At 55.9% G+C, this 17,021-nt stretch carries 12 protein-coding genes and 2 pseudogenes; 5 read left to right on the top strand and 9 right to left on the bottom strand.

All coding sequences use genetic code 11. The annotated features are described in order from the left end of the window. The 5 genes and pseudogenes from EJV47_RS03135 to EJV47_RS03115 all read right to left on the bottom strand — a co-directional run. Positions 1–492, bottom strand: coding sequence for a three component ABC system middle component (locus EJV47_RS03135; protein WP_126691669.1), 492 nt, complete (start codon positions 490–492; stop codon positions 1–3). Between the two features lie 13 nt (positions 493–505). After that, on the bottom strand, positions 506–1,783 hold the full coding sequence (locus EJV47_RS03130; protein WP_126691668.1) for an ABC-three component system protein: 1,278 nt from the start codon (positions 1,781–1,783) through the stop codon (positions 506–508). Between the two features lie 419 nt (positions 1,784–2,202). Continuing rightward, the gene (locus tag EJV47_RS03125) at positions 2,203–3,624 is read right to left on the bottom strand and encodes a DUF3500 domain-containing protein (RefSeq protein WP_126691667.1); all 1,422 of its coding nucleotides are present in this window, start codon (positions 3,622–3,624) and stop codon (positions 2,203–2,205) included. Between the two features lie 152 nt (positions 3,625–3,776). Further along, the gene (locus EJV47_RS03120) at positions 3,777–5,003 is read right to left on the bottom strand and encodes a HupE/UreJ family protein (protein WP_126691666.1); all 1,227 of its coding nucleotides are present in this window, start codon (positions 5,001–5,003) and stop codon (positions 3,777–3,779) included. A 211-nt stretch (positions 5,004–5,214) separates the two neighbouring features. Further along, positions 5,215–5,373, bottom strand: a pseudogene (locus tag EJV47_RS03115) (DUF3500 domain-containing protein); the annotation flags it as partial. Between the two features lie 233 nt (positions 5,374–5,606). Here EJV47_RS03115 and EJV47_RS03110 point away from each other — a divergent pair. Together EJV47_RS03110 and EJV47_RS03100 are read left to right on the top strand one after the other, a co-directional pair. Then, on the top strand, positions 5,607–6,065 hold the full coding sequence (locus tag EJV47_RS03110) for a hypothetical protein (protein ID WP_126691664.1): 459 nt from the start codon (positions 5,607–5,609) through the stop codon (positions 6,063–6,065). 912 nt (positions 6,066–6,977) lie between these two features. Beyond that, a complete protein-coding gene (locus tag EJV47_RS03100) occupies positions 6,978–9,350 on the top strand; it encodes a TonB-dependent receptor (RefSeq protein WP_126691662.1) in 2,373 nt (790 codons plus the stop codon). A gap of 72 nt (positions 9,351–9,422) precedes the next feature. On the opposite strand, the gene EJV47_RS03095 is transcribed toward EJV47_RS03100, so the two are convergent. The 4 genes from EJV47_RS03095 to EJV47_RS03080 form a co-directional block, all read right to left on the bottom strand. Next, positions 9,423–10,586 (bottom strand): lycopene cyclase family protein, encoded by a 1,164-nt coding sequence (locus EJV47_RS03095; RefSeq protein ID WP_126691661.1) that lies wholly within the window; start codon positions 10,584–10,586, stop codon positions 9,423–9,425. A 194-nt stretch (positions 10,587–10,780) separates the two neighbouring features. Then, positions 10,781–12,166, bottom strand: coding sequence for a c-type cytochrome (locus EJV47_RS03090; RefSeq protein WP_126691660.1), 1,386 nt, complete (start codon positions 12,164–12,166; stop codon positions 10,781–10,783). A 32-nt stretch (positions 12,167–12,198) separates the two neighbouring features. After that, positions 12,199–13,554, bottom strand: a complete 1,356-nt coding sequence (locus tag EJV47_RS03085; protein ID WP_126691659.1) for an FAD-dependent oxidoreductase — start codon at positions 13,552–13,554, stop codon at positions 12,199–12,201. Positions 13,555–13,575: 21 nt separating this feature from the next. Continuing rightward, positions 13,576–14,049: a DUF2141 domain-containing protein gene (locus tag EJV47_RS03080; protein ID WP_126691658.1), complete on the bottom strand. Its 474-nt coding sequence runs from the start codon at positions 14,047–14,049 to the stop codon at positions 13,576–13,578. A 302-nt stretch (positions 14,050–14,351) separates the two neighbouring features. Between EJV47_RS03080 and EJV47_RS03075 the strand changes: the two are divergent. The 3 genes and pseudogenes from EJV47_RS03075 (at position 14,352) to EJV47_RS03065 (ending at position 17,019) form a co-directional block, all read left to right on the top strand. After that, positions 14,352–15,305: pseudogene (locus EJV47_RS03075) on the top strand (integrase core domain-containing protein). A 72-nt stretch (positions 15,306–15,377) separates the two neighbouring features. Beyond that, positions 15,378–16,229, top strand: coding sequence for a 4-hydroxy-3-methylbut-2-enyl diphosphate reductase (locus EJV47_RS03070; RefSeq protein WP_207895816.1), 852 nt, complete (start codon positions 15,378–15,380; stop codon positions 16,227–16,229). Positions 16,230–16,446: 217 nt separating this feature from the next. Next, positions 16,447–17,019: a recombinase family protein gene (locus EJV47_RS03065; RefSeq protein ID WP_126691657.1), complete on the top strand. Its 573-nt coding sequence runs from the start codon at positions 16,447–16,449 to the stop codon at positions 17,017–17,019. Positions 17,020–17,021 lie beyond the last annotated feature (2 nt).

Genomic DNA, 17,021 nt, shown 5'->3' with positions numbered 1-17,021 from the left:
CTACTTGATCGTTACGTCCCAGGCGGCAATCACGGAGGAAGGGGTGCCCGCGTCGGCAAACCACCGGCCTACAAAAAACGCCTTCTTGAAACACGCTTCTGCGTCAGAGCCTGGGATAACATCCACAGGCTTTAGCTCCTGCAGCCCTGCCACTAAGGTGCCTCGCTCATCCAGCTGGTAAGCGTCGTGCTGCATGCCAAAAATCAGCGCTTCTTTGGTAATCGGCACCATGTTCTGCATGTGTTGCGCAAAGCCAATGCGCACTTCGTGATGCCGCTGAATCCACACATGTAACTTCGTGGCAATGGTGGCCGGGACCAAGTCACGTGTGGCTTTGTGCAATACGACGGGCAGCACCAGAAATGCCAGCGAAAACTCCATTCCTGTGCGAGCTGTTTGGAAGTAGCCATCGATAGCCTGGCGCAGAACCAGCGTACAAAAGGCGGGATTAACCAGATTCGCCTCAATAGGCCGACGGTTCCACGGAAGCATAGCAAGCCCAGACTTAATTACCAGCCTCCTGTACCAGTTCAGCCATCTTCTCTAAAAACTTAGGGTGCCAGTAAACAGGGGGCACATCCCGGTCTGCTATCATATGGTAGCTGCCGCGCGTAATGTAATCGGCAGTAGGGGGCATGGCAGGCCGAATAGGGAAATTGGCCTCTTCAACCCAATCCAGCACCCGGCGGCCAAACCGCAGGCAGGCTTCATCGTCTTCCAGATAGCTGGAGTATTCCGGTTGGTAGGGCAAGCGGTTAACAAACCGTTCCCAGCGTTCTTGCAAATCGGCTTCATAGTCTTCCACTTCTCTGCCGACCAGAAGCTTATCGGTTGCCCATTTCGTGCGCTCTTGAAAGGCCCGGAAATAGTCCTTTACGGCATAGCGAATACGCTTTGCGTCCAGCACCAAGTAATCCAGCTGGCGCACAAACATTTGCCCTTGTAATGCTTTGTAGTGATCCTCGTCCGGTTCAGCGCGGGCAAAAAAAGTAGGTAGCCTATCCGCTCGATACTGAGGAATGATTTCATCAATCTCTGTTTTAAGGTCAATCCATTTGATGGGCTTATTGGCACCAGGTGCGTTCAGCAGTTGCTCAGCAACAGTGGCGTACCACCAGCCCAGCAAATGCGTGTATACCTGGTTCAGCCTATCCTTGGGAGCCACTATGCGCAACTTGTTTTTAATCGGCTCCTCCAAATTGTGCATGGTCGGAGCTTGGTCAACCACCACAATAGCTTCTACTAGCTGCTTTTGCTGGGCAGGCTTCAGGGCACCAAAAACAGTCACCAGTTCTTCTAACTCTGTAGGCTGCACCTTCTTACCCTGAGCTAAAGCTGCTTGAGCCTTTGCAGCGGCCTTGGCCGTTGTATCGGCCGCTAGTGTTACCAATTCTTGCAGAGCTTCCTTCGTGTTGCGCTCACCCGCATGTTCGCGCAGCTTGGAGGCAATAGACCCGCTAACAGCTCTCGCTGTCGTGATCAGCGTTAGTTTCGTTTGCAGCGGGTTCCACCGTTTTTGCGCAATTCCTTCGCTCCAAATTCGCAGGCTCTTCCACAAATCCAGGCTGCTGTTTGATAGGGTTGCCTGTCGCTTTGTCCCAATGTGATGCTTGAGTTGCTGGAGTTCCAAGAAGGTTGCTCCATTCAGCTCCACATCATCTAGGCCCTCGATCACAATCGCATTTGCTTCATCATCGTCGGCCTTAAGCAACGTGAGTAAGGCATATTGCACTTGGTACAGGTAGCCGAGCATTTGTGGCCCAGCCGAGTACGGGGAACTCATAGCGGTAAATCGACAGGGAAGGGTGTTAAGAAGGCCAGATTATTTGCTGAGCTTAAGGTAAGCTCTGCAAACTAAAAGAAACTCATTGATTGCGGTGTTCTGATGCAATCGATAGCGGCTAATCTAAAAAGAGTAGTCCAAAAGGCGCATTTGGCCAGCAGACACAAGACTAGCTACACCCCGTGTGCTACGCTAGTGGGCAGGGATATTCTATTTTAGCTTCACAACACCACCTGTAACTGAGCGAAGTGTTCAGTTACAGGTGGTATGGGTGAACAAGATAGACTCTCGTTCGTGTCGCGCATTGCTAGTTGCAACCTTTTGGGGCTGCACAATGGCAACAAAAACGTACCGCAAAACAGAACGGCCCCACCTACTGAGTAGGCGGGGCCGTTCGCGTTGAAAAGGCCGGACGAGACTTACTGGAGAGTCAAGCGGGTGGTGACTGGCTGCTCGCCGCTGGGCTGCACAGTCAGCAAGTAAAGCCCGGCAGCCAGGCCTTTGGTGGGCACTTTGGTTTTTATGCCGCTGAAGGTGCCGTTGGCCACCGTCTGCCCGATTTCATTGCGCAGCTGGTAGGTGGCCGACTTGCTGGTCTGGGCCAGCACCACGTCAATACCCTGGCCGCTGGCCACGGGGTTGGGATAAGCCGTGAACACCGTCGCGTTGGTGCTGGGCTTGGTGCCGAGCACCGTCGTGTAGGAGCCGTAGAAGTTGCCGCCGTAGTCGCGGGCCCGGTCGCGGTAGAGGGTATGGTAGTGAATCTGGGTTGGGTATTCGGCACCCCGCTGCACCACAAACTCAATCCATACGTTGGGCCCGTCGATGCGCACGTAGTCGCTGATGGCGTTGAAGGCCCCGGTGCCCGAGTAGGCGATGTAGGTATTATCGATCTGCGACTGGTAGTAGGCGAGCAGCTGCTGGCCCGTGGCGTCGTCTACGTCCTTGACCCAGGGCGCCATGGCATCCACCACGAGCTGCTTCTGGGCCGCCGTGAGCTGGTTGCACTGCAAGCCGACGCGCGTGGCGGGGAACAGCCCGTCTTTCTGCGGCCCCACGACCAGATCGTTGAAGGTCTGGGTCAGCCGGGCAGAGGTCTGTTGAGCCGTCGTCAGGCCGCTGATCATGGCCAGCATCCCGGCCTGCTCCTGGGCCTGGGGTGCGCAGGGCGTACCGGCAGGCAGCACGTTGCTGTTCGGGGCGTTGAAAGTCAGCGGCTCTACGCCCTCGAACTTGGGCGAAGCGCCCGTTACCGCACCGCCGCCGAAGGTGATGTTGGTGGCTGAGTGGTGGCCGCCGCACTGCAGCATCCAGGTGCCGGTGGTGCTGGGCGTGCCCAGGAAGGCAATGAAGTAGATGTTGCTGCCGAAGGTCGTGCTGCTGCTGCCGGTGGAGACGAGGTAGTCGTCGGCCGTGCGGATCTGCTGAATCTCGTCAAAGCCTTCGTTGGCGGCCGTGCCGGTGGCGGCCTGCACCACGGCCATGGCGGCCGTCCGCTGCGCCGCCGTCAGCGCGTCGAGGCGGATGCCGATGCGGCCGTTGTAGCCGGCGATCGGGAAGTTCGACCACTTCACCACGTTGGTCGCGTTGAAGGTTTGCAGCACCGTCGCCTGCTGGGCAGTGCTGAGCGTGGCCAGAAAGGCATTGGCGGCCGTGACCACGTCGGCGACGGTGCCGGTCTGCTGCACGCCTTTGGTGCCTTTGACGCTGGCAGAACCGTGGGCGTGAGCGGCCGCGGTCGGCAGCCGCAGGGCCCGTACCGCCGAGCGGCTGGACCGTTGGTTGGAACCCATTAGGGTCAGCAGCACGCCTGCTGAGACAAGGAGAGTAGCGCTTCGCATACGCAAGTTGTAAGAAGGTGAATGAAAATCAATGAGCTACCCCCTTAGGGGCGTCGGCTGCTACGTATAAATACTGCCGTGGTTTCCCTGACGCAAGCATGTCTCGACCAGTCGACCAATCCACTCGACCAACCGCAAGACAGGCATCGCGCTCACGACGACTTTGGGGCCGGCCTGGTGCGGCGCACGTAGAGCAGCAGGGCGACGACGGCCAGCCCGGCCAGCAGCCACGGCGCGTAGGGATCGGCCCTTACCAGGGCGCGCGTGAGGACATTTGGGTGCCCGCTCAGGCGTTCGGTTAGCCACGCCGCCGCGGCCAGTCCGGCCAGCGCCGCGCCGCTGATGCGCACCCACCAGTAATGCGGGGTACGGGCCAGCAGCAGCAGCCAGGGCACCGTCAGCCCCACGACCAGCAGCTGCATCAGCTCGATGCCCACGTTGAAGCCCAGCAGGCTCCAGGCCAGCGGCCCGCCTTCCAGCTGCAACGCCGCCAGGGTGCCGGCGAAGGCCAGCCCGTGCACCAGCCCAAACCCTGCCGCCACCCACGGTTCGCGTCCCGGGAAGAGGGGGCGCACGGCGTGCGCCGCGGCCACCAGTATGGACGCGGCAATGAGCGTTTCCACCGGCTGGCTGGGCAGGCGCACCCACCCGAGCGTGCCCAGCACCAGCGTCAGAGAATGGCCGGCCGTGAAGGCCGTGACCAGCAGTAGCAACCGCCGCACGCTGTAGCGCGCCCCGCCGAAGCCGCCCCACCGCTGCCCCGCCACCACCAGCGGGGCGGGCAACAGCAGCGCGAGCAGGAACAACAAGTGGTCCGTGCCGTCGGCAATGTGGCGGGTGCCCAAGCGTACCAGGGCGGTGAAGCCGGTCCAGGAGCTGCCCGCCGCCATGTTTACCACCAGCGGCGGGATGACGTTATCGACCACGTTTAGCTCGATCACCCCCACCTGGGCGGGAGGGGCATCGTCGTGTACCCGGCCGGTAGCCCAGTCCTGGCGCACGGCCACCAGTATTTTGTGCGTGACCACCTGGTGAATCACCGCATCGTCGTGCAGCACGAAGTGCCGGACATCGGCCCCGGGCGGTGGGGCCAGCTGCAGCGTGGCCAGTAATTCCTCGTACGGGCCGTTCAGCTCCGTTTGCTGGTGCTGGACGCGTAACGCCCCCGGACGCACGGCCCAGGTGCGTCCATCGGGGCTTTGCACCCGCACGTGCCGGGTGAGGTACTGCCGCAGGGCGGCTCCGTAGCGCGGTACGACGGTCTGGGGCGAGTCGGCCAGCGGGTGCCCAAAGGCCGTCTCCAACTCGACCAGCGGCAGGTGCAGCTCGGCTTCGAGGCGGTTCGGGTGCACCGTCAGCAGCACCAGCGCGCTTGGCATGGGGTGGGCAAAGGTGGGGTGAGCGGCCCCCCACAGGGCAAGGACGAGCAGCAGTGGCCAGCAGCCAAGGCGACGACAAACAAGCAGCATGGTGCAAGAAGACCAGCCCGGGTGGGCCAGCCAAAGATGGATACGTGAAGAAACAACCGTTCTTTCGGGGTCACTGGTACCAGGCCCCGTTGGGACATGGCCGTCCCAAACCGGCCAGCCGCTACTGTCCACCGTAATCGGTGGTTCGGTCTCGCCAGACGGAGTGCGGGTGCACGCGGCCAACGAAGTCGCGGCCCGGCTGGCTGGAGTACTCCAGCCACAGGCTGGGGCCGTCGAGGCGCAGGTAGTCGCTTTCCGCAGTCATCGTGCCGCTCCCGCCAAACGCGAGGTATGGCCTTGGTTAAAAGTTTGGTACAAAAGTTAAACGGACAGAACCGACCATCCTCCTACGGCAGAGCGGAAGTAGGTGAACCCATATTGTTGAAGGGTCCGGTCTCGCCTCTTTTTTCTCTACCTTACCAACTCAGCATTGACGTCTTGGAATAGCGTTCGGCTGAGCCAGTAGCGGGTCCGTTGCGCCCGAACTGAATTACCCATCAACCCTCTTTATTTATGTCCAGTTTCTCTATGGGTCAGGCGGTACGCCTGAAGGACCAGCCCACCGCCGAAGTCCGGCAAATCATGCTGATTAATCCCGCCGACGCCAAACCCATCAAGTGCGCGCCCCTGCCGGCTTTGCTGGCGATGGAAGACCAGGCGCAGTTCATGGACTTCGAGGAATACGCGCCGCACGAGCTGGAGCCGGCTTCGCCGGGCAGCTACACGCTGCCTAACCCGCGAAAGGAAGCGCTGGAAGCCATGCACGCGGCGATGCAAGGCTTTCTGAAGTACGTGCCGGAAAACGACCAGCCCGGCGCGTTGGTTGCTGTCGTGCGTGAGTTCATGGCCGACCCGCGCGTGGACCCAACGGCCTACACGTGGCTGAACGAGGCCATGCGCAAGGTTATTCACCAACGTACGGGCTATGCCCAAGCCAGCGTTAACGAGTGGAAAGAGTACCCACGAGTCTAGTTCAGCACTGCCATGGCTACCTTTCACTGTAAATACTGCGGCAGCAAGTCCGCGTCCGTGGCGGGGCTGACTGCGGGCAACTGCCTACGCCATCCAGCTGGCGCCAACAAAGGCAGGCACACCCTTTATGAAGGCAGCGAGAAAGCGCAGTACGTATGCCGGCTATGCGGCGCCAAATCCGCTTCGATTGTCGGGCTGACAGCGGGCAACTGCCAGCGGCACCCAACTGGAGCCAACAAAAGTAGACACGAGCCGGCTGCTTAGTCAAGCGGTTACCACCACGGCGCTTAGCCTATAAATGCGACCCGTTGGACCAAACTTGGCCTTGATTAAAAGTTCAGGACAAAGGTTAAACGAGTAGTCAATTGGTGCGCACATCAATAATCGCCAGGTGTATAAACAAGCGATCCGAGGTAGTTGTCACTACCGTGGCAAATGAAGTGCTCCCTTAATCTGCTAAGGGCATAGTACGAATAGGTGTAGCATTGGCTGTTTTGAATACTACTGCAATTTGTCCTATGCAAATAGGAAACGTCGGAGCGCGGTTTGGACTTCGTCCAACCTGTGCAGTATTCGGACTTCACGAAGACATGCCCCGACGCTGCCGCCCTACGCAAAGTTCACATCTTCAAATGAGTTAAGTAATGCGTGTTTCATTCATTTGTTTGATGCTATTTGCATACCCCTAATGGGTTTCGCAACAGGAACAGCTCTAAACCCTTGTTAGCACGTCGGTAGGGCCTAACAGTTATAAGCACTGGCTAGATCACTCAAAATCTTTCACGGATTGTACTGACATTGTTTTCCAAGCACGTGCCTTCTATCCAACTCTGGAGTAGTAAAACTCATGCTGCTCGACTCCGGTCCACCGTGACCCGGCGTGGTGGAGCCAACGCCATCCTAGTCCTCTGCATGCGCGTCATTTTGTTAACTATCCTCCTGTCGCGGCTTCTCTTGTCAGAGTCGCGGGCTGCTACCGTTCAGCATACCCAGCGCATACGAGGCACAGTAGTGAGTGTCGACTCTCGGGCACCTCTTCCGGGCGCCACCGTTGTGGTCGTTTCCGTTGAACCCGTTCTGGGAACCGTGACCGGTGCTGATGGCACATTTTTGCTCGAAGGAGTGGCGCTGGGCCGGCAAACCGTGCGGGTTAGCTTACTTGGCTACAAAGAGCAAACGATCGCCAACACCATGTTGACGTCTGCGAAAGAAACGATTTTGAACGTATCCTTGGACGAGCAAGTGTACAAATTGGGCGAAGCCCGCGTCGTGCACCGGCGGGACAAGGCCACGCCCAACAACGACATGACCAGCGTAAGCGCTCGTTCGTTCAACGTCGAGGAAACCAGTCGCTTTGCCGGGTCCCGCAACGACCCGGCGCGCATGGCCACCAACTTCGCCGGGGTCAGCGGCGCCAACGATGCCCGCAACGACATCATCATTCGCGGCAATTCGCCCGTTGGTCTACTTTGGCGTCTGGACGGAATCAACATTCCCAACCCCAATCATTTCGGGGCTTTAGGAGCCACGGGCGGCCCCGTGAGTTTGATGAACTACAACGTGCTGGACAAATCGGATTTTTTGACGGCAGCGTTCCCAGCCCAGTACGGTAATGCTGTCGCCGGCGTATTCGATCTGCAGATGCGCAAGGGCAACAACCAACAGCACGAATACTTGGGGCAGATAGGTTTCAACGGGGTCGAGTTTGGAGCGGAAGGACCATGGACAAGTCAGCGCCGCAGTTCTTTTCTAGTGCATTACCGCTACTCAAATTTAAGTGCATTTCAAGCGTTGGGACTGGAGTTCGGCACAGGAACGGGGACCCCAAAATACCAGGATCTCAACTACAGGCTGCATTTCCCAACGGCAAAAGGTGCTTGGTCAGTGTTCGGGCTTGCAGGAGTCAGTCGCATCAATTTGCTAGGCAGTCAGCGAGATACAACGCAAGCCAATTACTTCGGTTCGGACTCACGGGATACCTATTTCAAATATCTCACAGCTGTTTCGGGGGCCTCCTACCAGCATCAACTGAGCGAAAAGACCTTTGGTAAGGTATCCGTTGCGGCGTCGCGGACGCGCGAGCAGTTCGTGAATGATTCGCTGAGCACGGTGACGCGGCTGCCCATCCGCCAAGAGGAAAGCGACTTCTTGGTTGATAAGTATTCCGTGCACGCGCTATTGAATCACCGTTTCTCCTCCCGGATCACATCCGTTCTTGGGGCCATGAGCGACATCTATGACTTTGGGCTGCACCGTACCCGCCTGACGCCGGGCGGGGGGCCGAACCGCGCGCGCCAATCGTCCGGCCGGCCAACGTTGCTGCAAGGGTACAGCCAATGGCAATACAAGCTTTCGGATGACATCAAAATCAACGCGGGATTGGCAGGTGCCTTCTTCACGGCAAGCAGGCGTTATGTAATCGAACCTAGAATAGGAGCTAAGGTATTCCTGACGCCGCGGCAACAGATCGGCCTTGCGTTTGGGGCACATAGCCAACTGCAGCCGTTGCAAGTGTACTACACGGAAACGCACACGGCCTCCGGAGCAATAAGGTTCACAAACAAGACGCTTGATTTCACGCGCAGTAAACACTACGTTATAAGCTATGACTACTTATTCAACTCCGACTGGCATTTGAAAGCCGAAGCATACTATCAGCAATTGCGAAAGGCAGGCGTAGAACAGCGTCCTTCTTCTTTTTCCCTGCTGAACGCTGGTGCCGGATTCGAATTCCCCGATGTCGATAGCTTAGTCAATCGGGGCAGCGGTCGGAATTATGGTCTGGAGATTACTTGCGAAAAGTTTTTCAACAGGGGCTATTACGTGCTTTCGACGGTTTCACTGTTTGACTCAAAGTACCGCGGTTCGGATCGTATCTGGCGCAATACCACGTTCAACGGGCGCTACGTAATCAACGTGCTGGCAGGAGCGGAGATTAAGGTTGGCCGCAAAAGCAATGTAGTTAACATCGATTGGAAACTCACTGCTGCGGGAGGCAGGTATACCACCCCGGTGGATGAGGCCCGCTCGCGGTTGTTGGGTGAACAAGTATTCATCGAATCCAGAGCGTTCAGCAGACAATTACCCAACTATTTTCGCACAGATCTCAAGTTCTCTTACCGCCGCAACGGAAACCGAATAACTCAGGAGTACTCACTTGATCTGCAGAATGTATTGAACACGCACAACGTATTCCTTGAACGCTTTAACCCGCGCACGGGGCGCTACACCATTGATTACCAAATCGGCTTCTTTCCCATCCCGCAATATCGGCTTCTGTTTTAGCCAGACCGCATCGCTTGGGCAGTGCATTCGTGTTGTGTTCACGAAGATTGAATAGGTACGCATGAGGGGGATTTACAAATGCAGGGCCCGCTGGCGAATCAAGTCAAATACGGCCATTGCGAATGGCCCTTTCGGCATTGAATTGACGATCTGTAGATCCTCTAAGAAAGACGTATCCTCGTCCATGAACCGAAACACCCGCTCTGGAGGGTTGCGTTGAAATAGCTTGGTAAACACGTCATCGGCCGGATGCCGCTTGTTCTGCAACACGTTGAGTAGTACACTGTCGAGGGCTTGTTTGAACCATTTAGGGAATCCAGGCTGCTTGCGAACGGGGACTTGGTTGGTGGTTTCCATCGAGGCCACCAGCTCTTGCAGATACCGTTGGGTTCGTTGAAACGTATAGCCGGTAGAGGGTTTGGTGTAGCCCCCGGAGGTGCCGATGCGCACGATATGTTGAGACGGGTTTTCTGAGACGGCCACATCCGACATCGGAATAATGCCAAATTCGGTTTCCTCAATGCGGTACGAGCCCGCCTCAAGGAAGCGGTCAATGTACTGCCTCAGGGAATCCTCGTAAGCTTCGGAGGCCAGCACTTGCTCGTTGAAAATGGTGTACTCAACCAACGCCTGCCGTTTGTTGAAGGGCAGCACGTACAGAAAGCGACAATCTTCTTGCTGTTCTACCCGAAAGTCCATCACCCGCGGCCGGTTGGGGTCGAAACAATCGCGCTCGGTCGTGATGACCCAGCCCTTGAAGTGCTGCAGCAGATTATGGGTGCGGGGCGTACTTTGTGGCAAGCGGTACGTGCTGTCGAACACCACAGGAGCTACGATTGGCTTGCCCCCAACTACGACCATGCCGCCCTGTTCCAAATCTTCTAGATGGGTAATTTCACCGAAACGCACGTCTAGATTCGGCAGTTTCTGCAATTCCTCGTGCATAAATCGGTAAAAATCTATCCCGCGGAGCATTTTGTATTGGTAGTCGCCAAGGTCTAGTGACCCTGAGAAGCTAGTGCCGTAAAAGTCTATCGCCCTCCATTTACGGTATACAATGGCCTCAAACGGGCCGTCTCCACGCTCCCAGTAACACCACGTGCGGTCATTCTTTTCTTTGCGTTCGCGGTCCACTAGCAAGATGGAACGGGAGCGCAAAGGCGAACGGCTCAGGTAAAACGCCAGGCTCAACCCTGCCATGCCCCCGCCTGCAATGATGATGTCGTAATGTTCCATGTACGCGAAAAAACTACTAGTTGATGGCCAACGCCGGCTGCTGGACCTTGTGGAAGATGACAACAGCGCGTCCCAAGTTTAGTTGTACGCATAGGAACTTAGGGCGTTGATTCACCAGCATGAACAGACCGGTGCGGCCCGAAGAGTGGCAATACACTGGTCGGGCCGCGTCGCACATGCAGAAGGAAAGAAGACTATAGGGTCTTCAAATACTCCAGTAGTTCGCTGCGTTGTTGTTCCGTCAGCATGTCACTAAAACTGTGCCCGTAGTTGCCATAGCCTTCGATGCTGGCGTCGTATGTTTGCTTGTTCGGACGCAGGTTCTTGGCATGACTGGGCCGGTTTGCTAAGCCAACTTCCTCAAAATTGTAACCATTAGTATATTCCCACCGCAGAGGTCTTAGCTTACTATTTAGCAAAGCTTTCAAAGTTGGAACGGAGCCATTGTGTAGGTATGGCGCCGTGGCCCAAACTCCGTCTAGGGGAGGAGCCTGATATCCCTCAATAGGCACCAAGCTGGAGTGCGGGGAAGATGTAGCAAACCAGCTGCTGTTGTACCAGCTCGCCAACCCAGAGTTACGGAAGAAATACCGGGCGTAATAAGGGTCGGTTTTAAGTGTTTCAAGCGCAACAATTTTATTGGGGTATGATTCCTGGACGCCGTACGTGCCGTGGCACCCGCTGCACTTCTGGGCGAAGGTGATAGCGCCACGCCCCGCCAAACCTTGATCGACGGTACGTGGGTATTTGGGAGGCCGCAGCGATTCAATCCACGCAACCACGTCGCCAAAGTGGCGTTGTACGTCGCGCGCCATTAGCGTGTCGGTGATTCCCATCGCCGTTATTTGCATCAACAGCTTGCTTTTGTCACCGTTGCCCATCCCATTATAGTACAATGTCCGCTTTTTTCTGACATGCCATAATGGAGGTATATCAGAAGCGTACACTTGCTTGGTCATGGGAAAATTCTCGCGTGGCTTATATGATAAGTCAACTGGATCTCGATGATTGATACAAGTTTCTTCCAATCTAAAAGCAGGGTTAACAAAAGGGTTGGGCGTGTGCGTGGTTTTGGACACTTGCTTGAAGTAATCACCAAAATGGCCGAAGGCCTTTCGTTCCCGGCTGTTTCGCGAGTACATGGTTTTGACCACCTGGTCCAGCATCAAAGCTTGCACATGCTGGCCTTTTTGGTAAATGGAGTTTGTCGTACCTAACCCCAGAACAAACTGGCCAGCTACGTGGCCAGCGTGGCAACTGAAGCAATTAGCGTTGATTATAACCGAGCCTTGGATGGATTGAACGGCGGAATACCCAAAAGGCACCTTGGTGCTTAGGCTCCTTTGGGTTGGCGCTAAGCTGTCCGGCAAAGGAGCCAGTAGCGTATTGCGCTTGGTAATTTTACGGACGAAAAGCGAGTAGTGGGGGATGCCAGTTCCATGGTAGTTGCCTTCTGTCAGGTACAAAAAACCCCTGGCTTCTTTACTCGATGCGTTGTTTGCGCGCTGAGGAACGCGGGCAACACCTGCGTCGGTGATCTTGTGGTGGACGCAGGAATACAGCAGAAACAGCAGGCTCAATGCTAAGCCCAAGCAGCGCATGTGTGCCGTTCTCATACACTGGTCTCAGGCCGGTAATTAAAGCGGGAAGGGAGCTTGCCAATATAGCGCAAGGACATTTTGCGTAGAAACCAGAAAATTCGGCGCGGATGAGAAAAAAACAGAAAGGTCTGTACAAACGACTCGAACACGTTTATCGTTTGAAATACCAATGGGGCACTGGCCCACCTTAGTTTTTCCTGCGCAATCCAACTTTCTTGCTGGATTTTGCTGGGATAAATGCTGGCTTGCTCCAGCGCGTTCTGCAGCAATATGGAACTAATGAAGGGGGCTAGTCCGGTGGATCCAATGCCGCTTTTGTAGTTGGCAAGGACCATCCTCGGGTAACCTGGCACTACCTCGTGTAAATACAAGTAGCCAACTTTCGTTACGTGAAATTGGACAACCTCCGCTAGCCCGGGATCAAAGAAAGGGAATTCCAACGGTTGCCAGCCGGTGCAAGCCACAAGCACATCCACGTCGGAAATACTTCTTCCGTCAGCAAACATTATTCGGCGGCCATCAAAGCCGCTGATCTTGGCGTGCGAATGCAGGTGAACATGGGACTGCTTCGAGTTGGGAAAGAATTCTTTCCAGATGGATCCCGGGTTTGTCCGTACCGGACTGGTCGCCGGCATCATGTGCTGCAAGCCGAATTTGTGATAATGCTTGCTCAGAACTTTGTGTATTCTTCGGTCAAGCCACTGATTTGGCCTCGACCAGGGCATGAATATGAGCAAATTGTATAAAAAAATAGAAGGATAAATCCATCTAGGTTTGTCGCAAACTAAGTGAATTTGCTTCGCGCTAGAACTCAATGAACGCAAGGCTTCCATGGCACTAGGTCCGCATCCGACAACGACAACCTTTTTCTGATCTAGGTCCTGGATTGTATCCAGTTCCACAAAATGCTTAACCTCACCACCGAAGCTGCGGTATTCAGGTGGGGTAAACGGCGCTTGGTGAAGGCCAGTAGCTACGATAATGCCGTCAAAGGTTTCCTCGCGTCCTTGAACCGTAACCTGTACTTGATCTGCGTCAAAACGCACCCGTTCCACCGGGGTATCAAACTCAACTACTCCAGCTGGCAACGAAGCACATACCTTAGCTATTTGCTGTCGTATCTCCGCGCGGTCTGGATGCTTGCTTTTCCAACGAACGCCACTAGCGAAGTGATAATGCAAGGAATTGGTTTGCAGGTACGAACCGGAATTTGACAAGTTGTTCCATACCCCACCCGGCGCCGATTGCTTTTCATACACCTTAACGGCATAACCCGATTTAAGCAAATGCACGGCGTTGGAAAGGCCAGTAATACCTGCGCCAATCACAGCCACACGTTTTTCCTGCTTCTTAGTGTCTTGGTTCATACATGAAGGTTTGGCTGAAGTTTACTCGTTCCAATACTTGATCCAAGGCTTGATAACGATGGGGAAATAGTGATGCGAGTTACTATAAGCGATTTTTGATTGATCGTAAGTTGGTTTCTTCCACTTTGCGGAAGGATTATTGGAAAAAGCAAAATCCTCCACAGGTATGCCTGCCAAGTTTTTATCCAGTAGCAAATTGCCGTTAACATCCTGATAACAACCGATGGCGTACTCGCCATAGGGCAGATTTTCAAATACTGCCCGTTCTTCCATCGTTTTGCCATCAAGCAATCGGTAATATTTAGGCACCTTGCTTCCGGCGTCCACAAATTCATTGCGGTCCAGGACAGCCACCAGTACTTTCCCATGATTGGGTTTTATACCGGTTACCGTAATAGTCAAGGGCGCATTAGCAACCCTGGATGTCGCGGTCTTATCAATGTATTCTGCCCCCATGCATAGCGCAGCCCCCAGCAGCAATAGCAACAGTTTCATATTCCAGAATGAGTGCTTTGACGATAAATTAGGTAGGGACCGTCCGGACGAGATGAGGATGTCAGGAGTCCATTGATGTAAATGTAGAGAGAAACAGGGTTCGATGTGAGGCCCCTCGCATCTTTGGGACTACACCCTGTGGTTGTGACCTCTCAGGCAAGCTGACGCGAAGCATGTTAGTTCTCCAGCAGCACGATAGCACACGATTCGGACAGTTTCCGGTAAAAATGAGGTGGTCTAGCTAGGTGTATAGTCGCGGAGCGTGGTAGTATATCTTTCGGCGTCACCTTTCGCATCGCCTTATGGGACAAGTACTCCACGGCAGCGCCCGCTCGGGCGGCGGCAATCCGGGCCGCTATCTTGCGTAGTTCGGAAAGATACCAAAGCCTAGTGCGGCGCCACGGCATCAATCCCAAAACGGTGGCCAAGTGGCGCAAGCGCACCGCCTCGCGAGATGCGGTGGTGAGGCCTACGCCCGCCTTGACGGTGCTAAGCCAGAAACAATAGGCCATTGCCGTACCCTTTCGTCAGCACACGTTCTTGCCGCTGGACGATTGCCTTTACGCGCTGCCGGCCACGATCCGCGCCTGAACCGCTCGGCCTTGCACCGGCTGTTCCAGCGCCACGGCATCAGCTGCTTGCCTCTGAGCGCGGACGGAAAGAGCCGTCTGAGGAAAAAATCCAAGGCGTATCCTATCGTCTACCTGCACGTAGATTTCGCCTAAGTGCACACCGAGCAAGGCCGCGTGTACCTGTTTGTGCCCATCGACCGCACCAGCATCTTGGTGGCCCTTGCCGAACTGCAGCCCCGCGCCGTCAAGATGCTGGCCGCCGAGTTCCTGCGCCGGGTGCTGGCGGCGGTGCCTTATCAGATGCACAGGGTGCTCACCGACAACGGCACTCAGTTCGGCAATATGCGCCGTCAACCCCCTGCCGGCCGCTACACCTTCGGCCGCACCTACGACGCGCACGGCATCGAACTCTACTTCACCAAGCCGGCCCACCCGAGGACCAACGGCCAGGTCGAACGCATGAACCGCACCCGCAAAGAAGCGACCGTGCTGCTCTACCACTACGAAACTACCGCCCAGTTAAACGAGCACCTGCAGGCCTTCCTGTTGGCTTGCAACCACGCCAAACGCCTAAAAACATTGCGCGGCCTTACCCTGCACGAGTTCATCTGTGCTCAGCACCAGAAAAACCCAGCTACCTTCACTCGCGACCCGCCCCAGCTCACTCTGGGACTATACACTTAGAACACCGCCCAATCATTTAGTTATCAACTCAGCATACCTTATAATTGAATATATCTTTGAATTTGCACATGTATGGCGACACTGTCCTTGCAAGTCCGTATAGACCCAGGCTCAGGCTTTTGCTTTGGTGTTGTGTATGCGGTTCAGATGGCGGAGTCTTTTCTCGAGGCGAGCAGCTATTTGTATTGTTTGGGTGATATAGTACACAATGAAGCGGAAGTACAGCGACTGATAGACAAAGGCCTGCGTATAATCGATCACGATAAGTTAAATCACCTGCGGGATGAAGCGGTTTTGATCCGCGCCCACGGCGAACCGCCCAGCACCTATAGAACAGCATTAGCTAATAACTTGACTTTGATAGATGCCAGTTGTCCAGTGGTGTTGAAACTGCAAAATCGCATCAAATCCAGCTACGACCGAGGCAACAGTATCTTCATTTTCGGCAAGGCCACGCATGCGGAGGTACTCGGGTTAGTTGGCCAGACCCAGCACAACGCTGTGGTGTTCGAAAGCTTGGAGGAACTGCTCAAGCACCCCTTGCCTCAACACATTACTATATACAGCCAAACGACCCAAAGCGCAGAGAAGTTTTACCAACTGCGACAGTCCTTGGTAAAAATGGGGTTCAGCATCGATGCGCATGATACTATTTGCCGCCAAGTGAGTAACCGTGATCAGTCACTCCACCACTTCGCTACTCAACATGATCAAGTGGTGTTCGTGGCCGGTAGCAAAAGTTCGAATGGTCGGACGCTTTATGAGGTGTGCAAATCTGCAAATACCAATAGCCATTTCGTTTCCGAGCCACAAGCAATCCAGGTTGAGTGGTTCGGCGCAAACCAAACTGTCGGAATCTGTGGTGCTACAAGCACACCTATGTGGCTGATGCAAAAAGTGAGAGATGTATTGATATCTCTTTAATTTGTCAAATAATGGCGGCTCACCGAAGTTGTTAGATGGTTTTGAAGTGAGGTAAGAACCGACTTGTGTAGGGCCTATTGATGGCAATTATTAAGGGGTTCAGGAAGGTGTACCCTGCTGGCCCCCGCCAACCACTACCGGAGGAGCCGATAAAAGCGGGGCCAGAAAGTGGGGCCACCGTCGTATCTTGCTGGCCCCATCTTGTTGACCCGTTTCCATGCATTTCGGCTACGCCCGCGTCTCGGCCAAAGACCAGCACCTCGACACCCAACTCGACCAGCTGCAGGCGGCCGGGGTGGAGCGCATCTACCAGGAAAAGATCAGCGGCACCGCCACCCAGCGCCCGGCCCTGCAGGAGCTGCTGGCCGGCGTGCGCGCCGGCGACACGGTGACCGTGGCGCGCCTGAACCGGCTGGGCCGCAACAGCGCCCACATCCTGCAGGTGGTGGCCGCCCTGCACGAGCGCCAGGTGCGCTTCGTCGCTCTGGACCTGGGCATCGACACGGCCACGCCGGCCGGGCGGCTGGTGCTGGGCATCTTCGCCGCCCTGGCCGAGTACGACCGCGAGAGCATCCGCGAGCGGGCCACGGCGGGCATCGCCCTGGCCAAGGCGCAGGGCAAGCACCTGGGCCGCCGCGCCGGGGCGGACGCGGCGAAGCTGGCCAAGGTCAAGGCCTGCCTGGACGCGGGCATGTCCGTGCACCAGGCCGTGGCCGCCACCGGCGTGAGCGAGTCGAGCGTCAAGCGCTACCGCCGCCAGCTGGCGCTGCAGGCCCCGACCGCCCGGTAGGC

The organism is Hymenobacter gummosus, from assembly GCF_003970915.1.
Classification (GTDB): Bacteria; Bacteroidota; Bacteroidia; order Cytophagales; family Hymenobacteraceae; genus Solirubrum; species Solirubrum gummosum.
This window is presented reverse-complemented; position numbering and strand designations above follow the sequence as displayed.

Coding starts and splice junctions, on each gene's coding strand:
- EJV47_RS03135 (WP_126691669.1), bottom strand. CDS start 492: ATGCTTCCGTGGAACCGTCGGCCTATTGAGGCGAATCTGGTTAATCCC.
- EJV47_RS03130 (WP_126691668.1), bottom strand. CDS start 1,783: ATGAGTTCCCCGTACTCGGCTGGGCCACAAATGCTCGGCTACCTGTAC.
- EJV47_RS03125 (WP_126691667.1), bottom strand. CDS start 3,624: ATGCGAAGCGCTACTCTCCTTGTCTCAGCAGGCGTGCTGCTGACCCTA.
- EJV47_RS03120 (WP_126691666.1), bottom strand. CDS start 5,003: ATGCCAAGCGCGCTGGTGCTGCTGACGGTGCACCCGAACCGCCTCGAA.
- EJV47_RS03110 (WP_126691664.1), top strand. CDS start 5,607: ATGTCCAGTTTCTCTATGGGTCAGGCGGTACGCCTGAAGGACCAGCCC.
- EJV47_RS03100 (WP_126691662.1), top strand. CDS start 6,978: ATGCGCGTCATTTTGTTAACTATCCTCCTGTCGCGGCTTCTCTTGTCA.
- EJV47_RS03095 (WP_126691661.1), bottom strand. CDS start 10,586: ATGGAACATTACGACATCATCATTGCAGGCGGGGGCATGGCAGGGTTG.
- EJV47_RS03085 (WP_126691659.1), bottom strand. CDS start 13,554: ATGAACCAAGACACTAAGAAGCAGGAAAAACGTGTGGCTGTGATTGGC.
- EJV47_RS03080 (WP_126691658.1), bottom strand. CDS start 14,049: ATGAAACTGTTGCTATTGCTGCTGGGGGCTGCGCTATGCATGGGGGCA.
- EJV47_RS03070 (WP_207895816.1), top strand. CDS start 15,378: ATGGCGACACTGTCCTTGCAAGTCCGTATAGACCCAGGCTCAGGCTTT.
- EJV47_RS03065 (WP_126691657.1), top strand. CDS start 16,447: ATGCATTTCGGCTACGCCCGCGTCTCGGCCAAAGACCAGCACCTCGAC.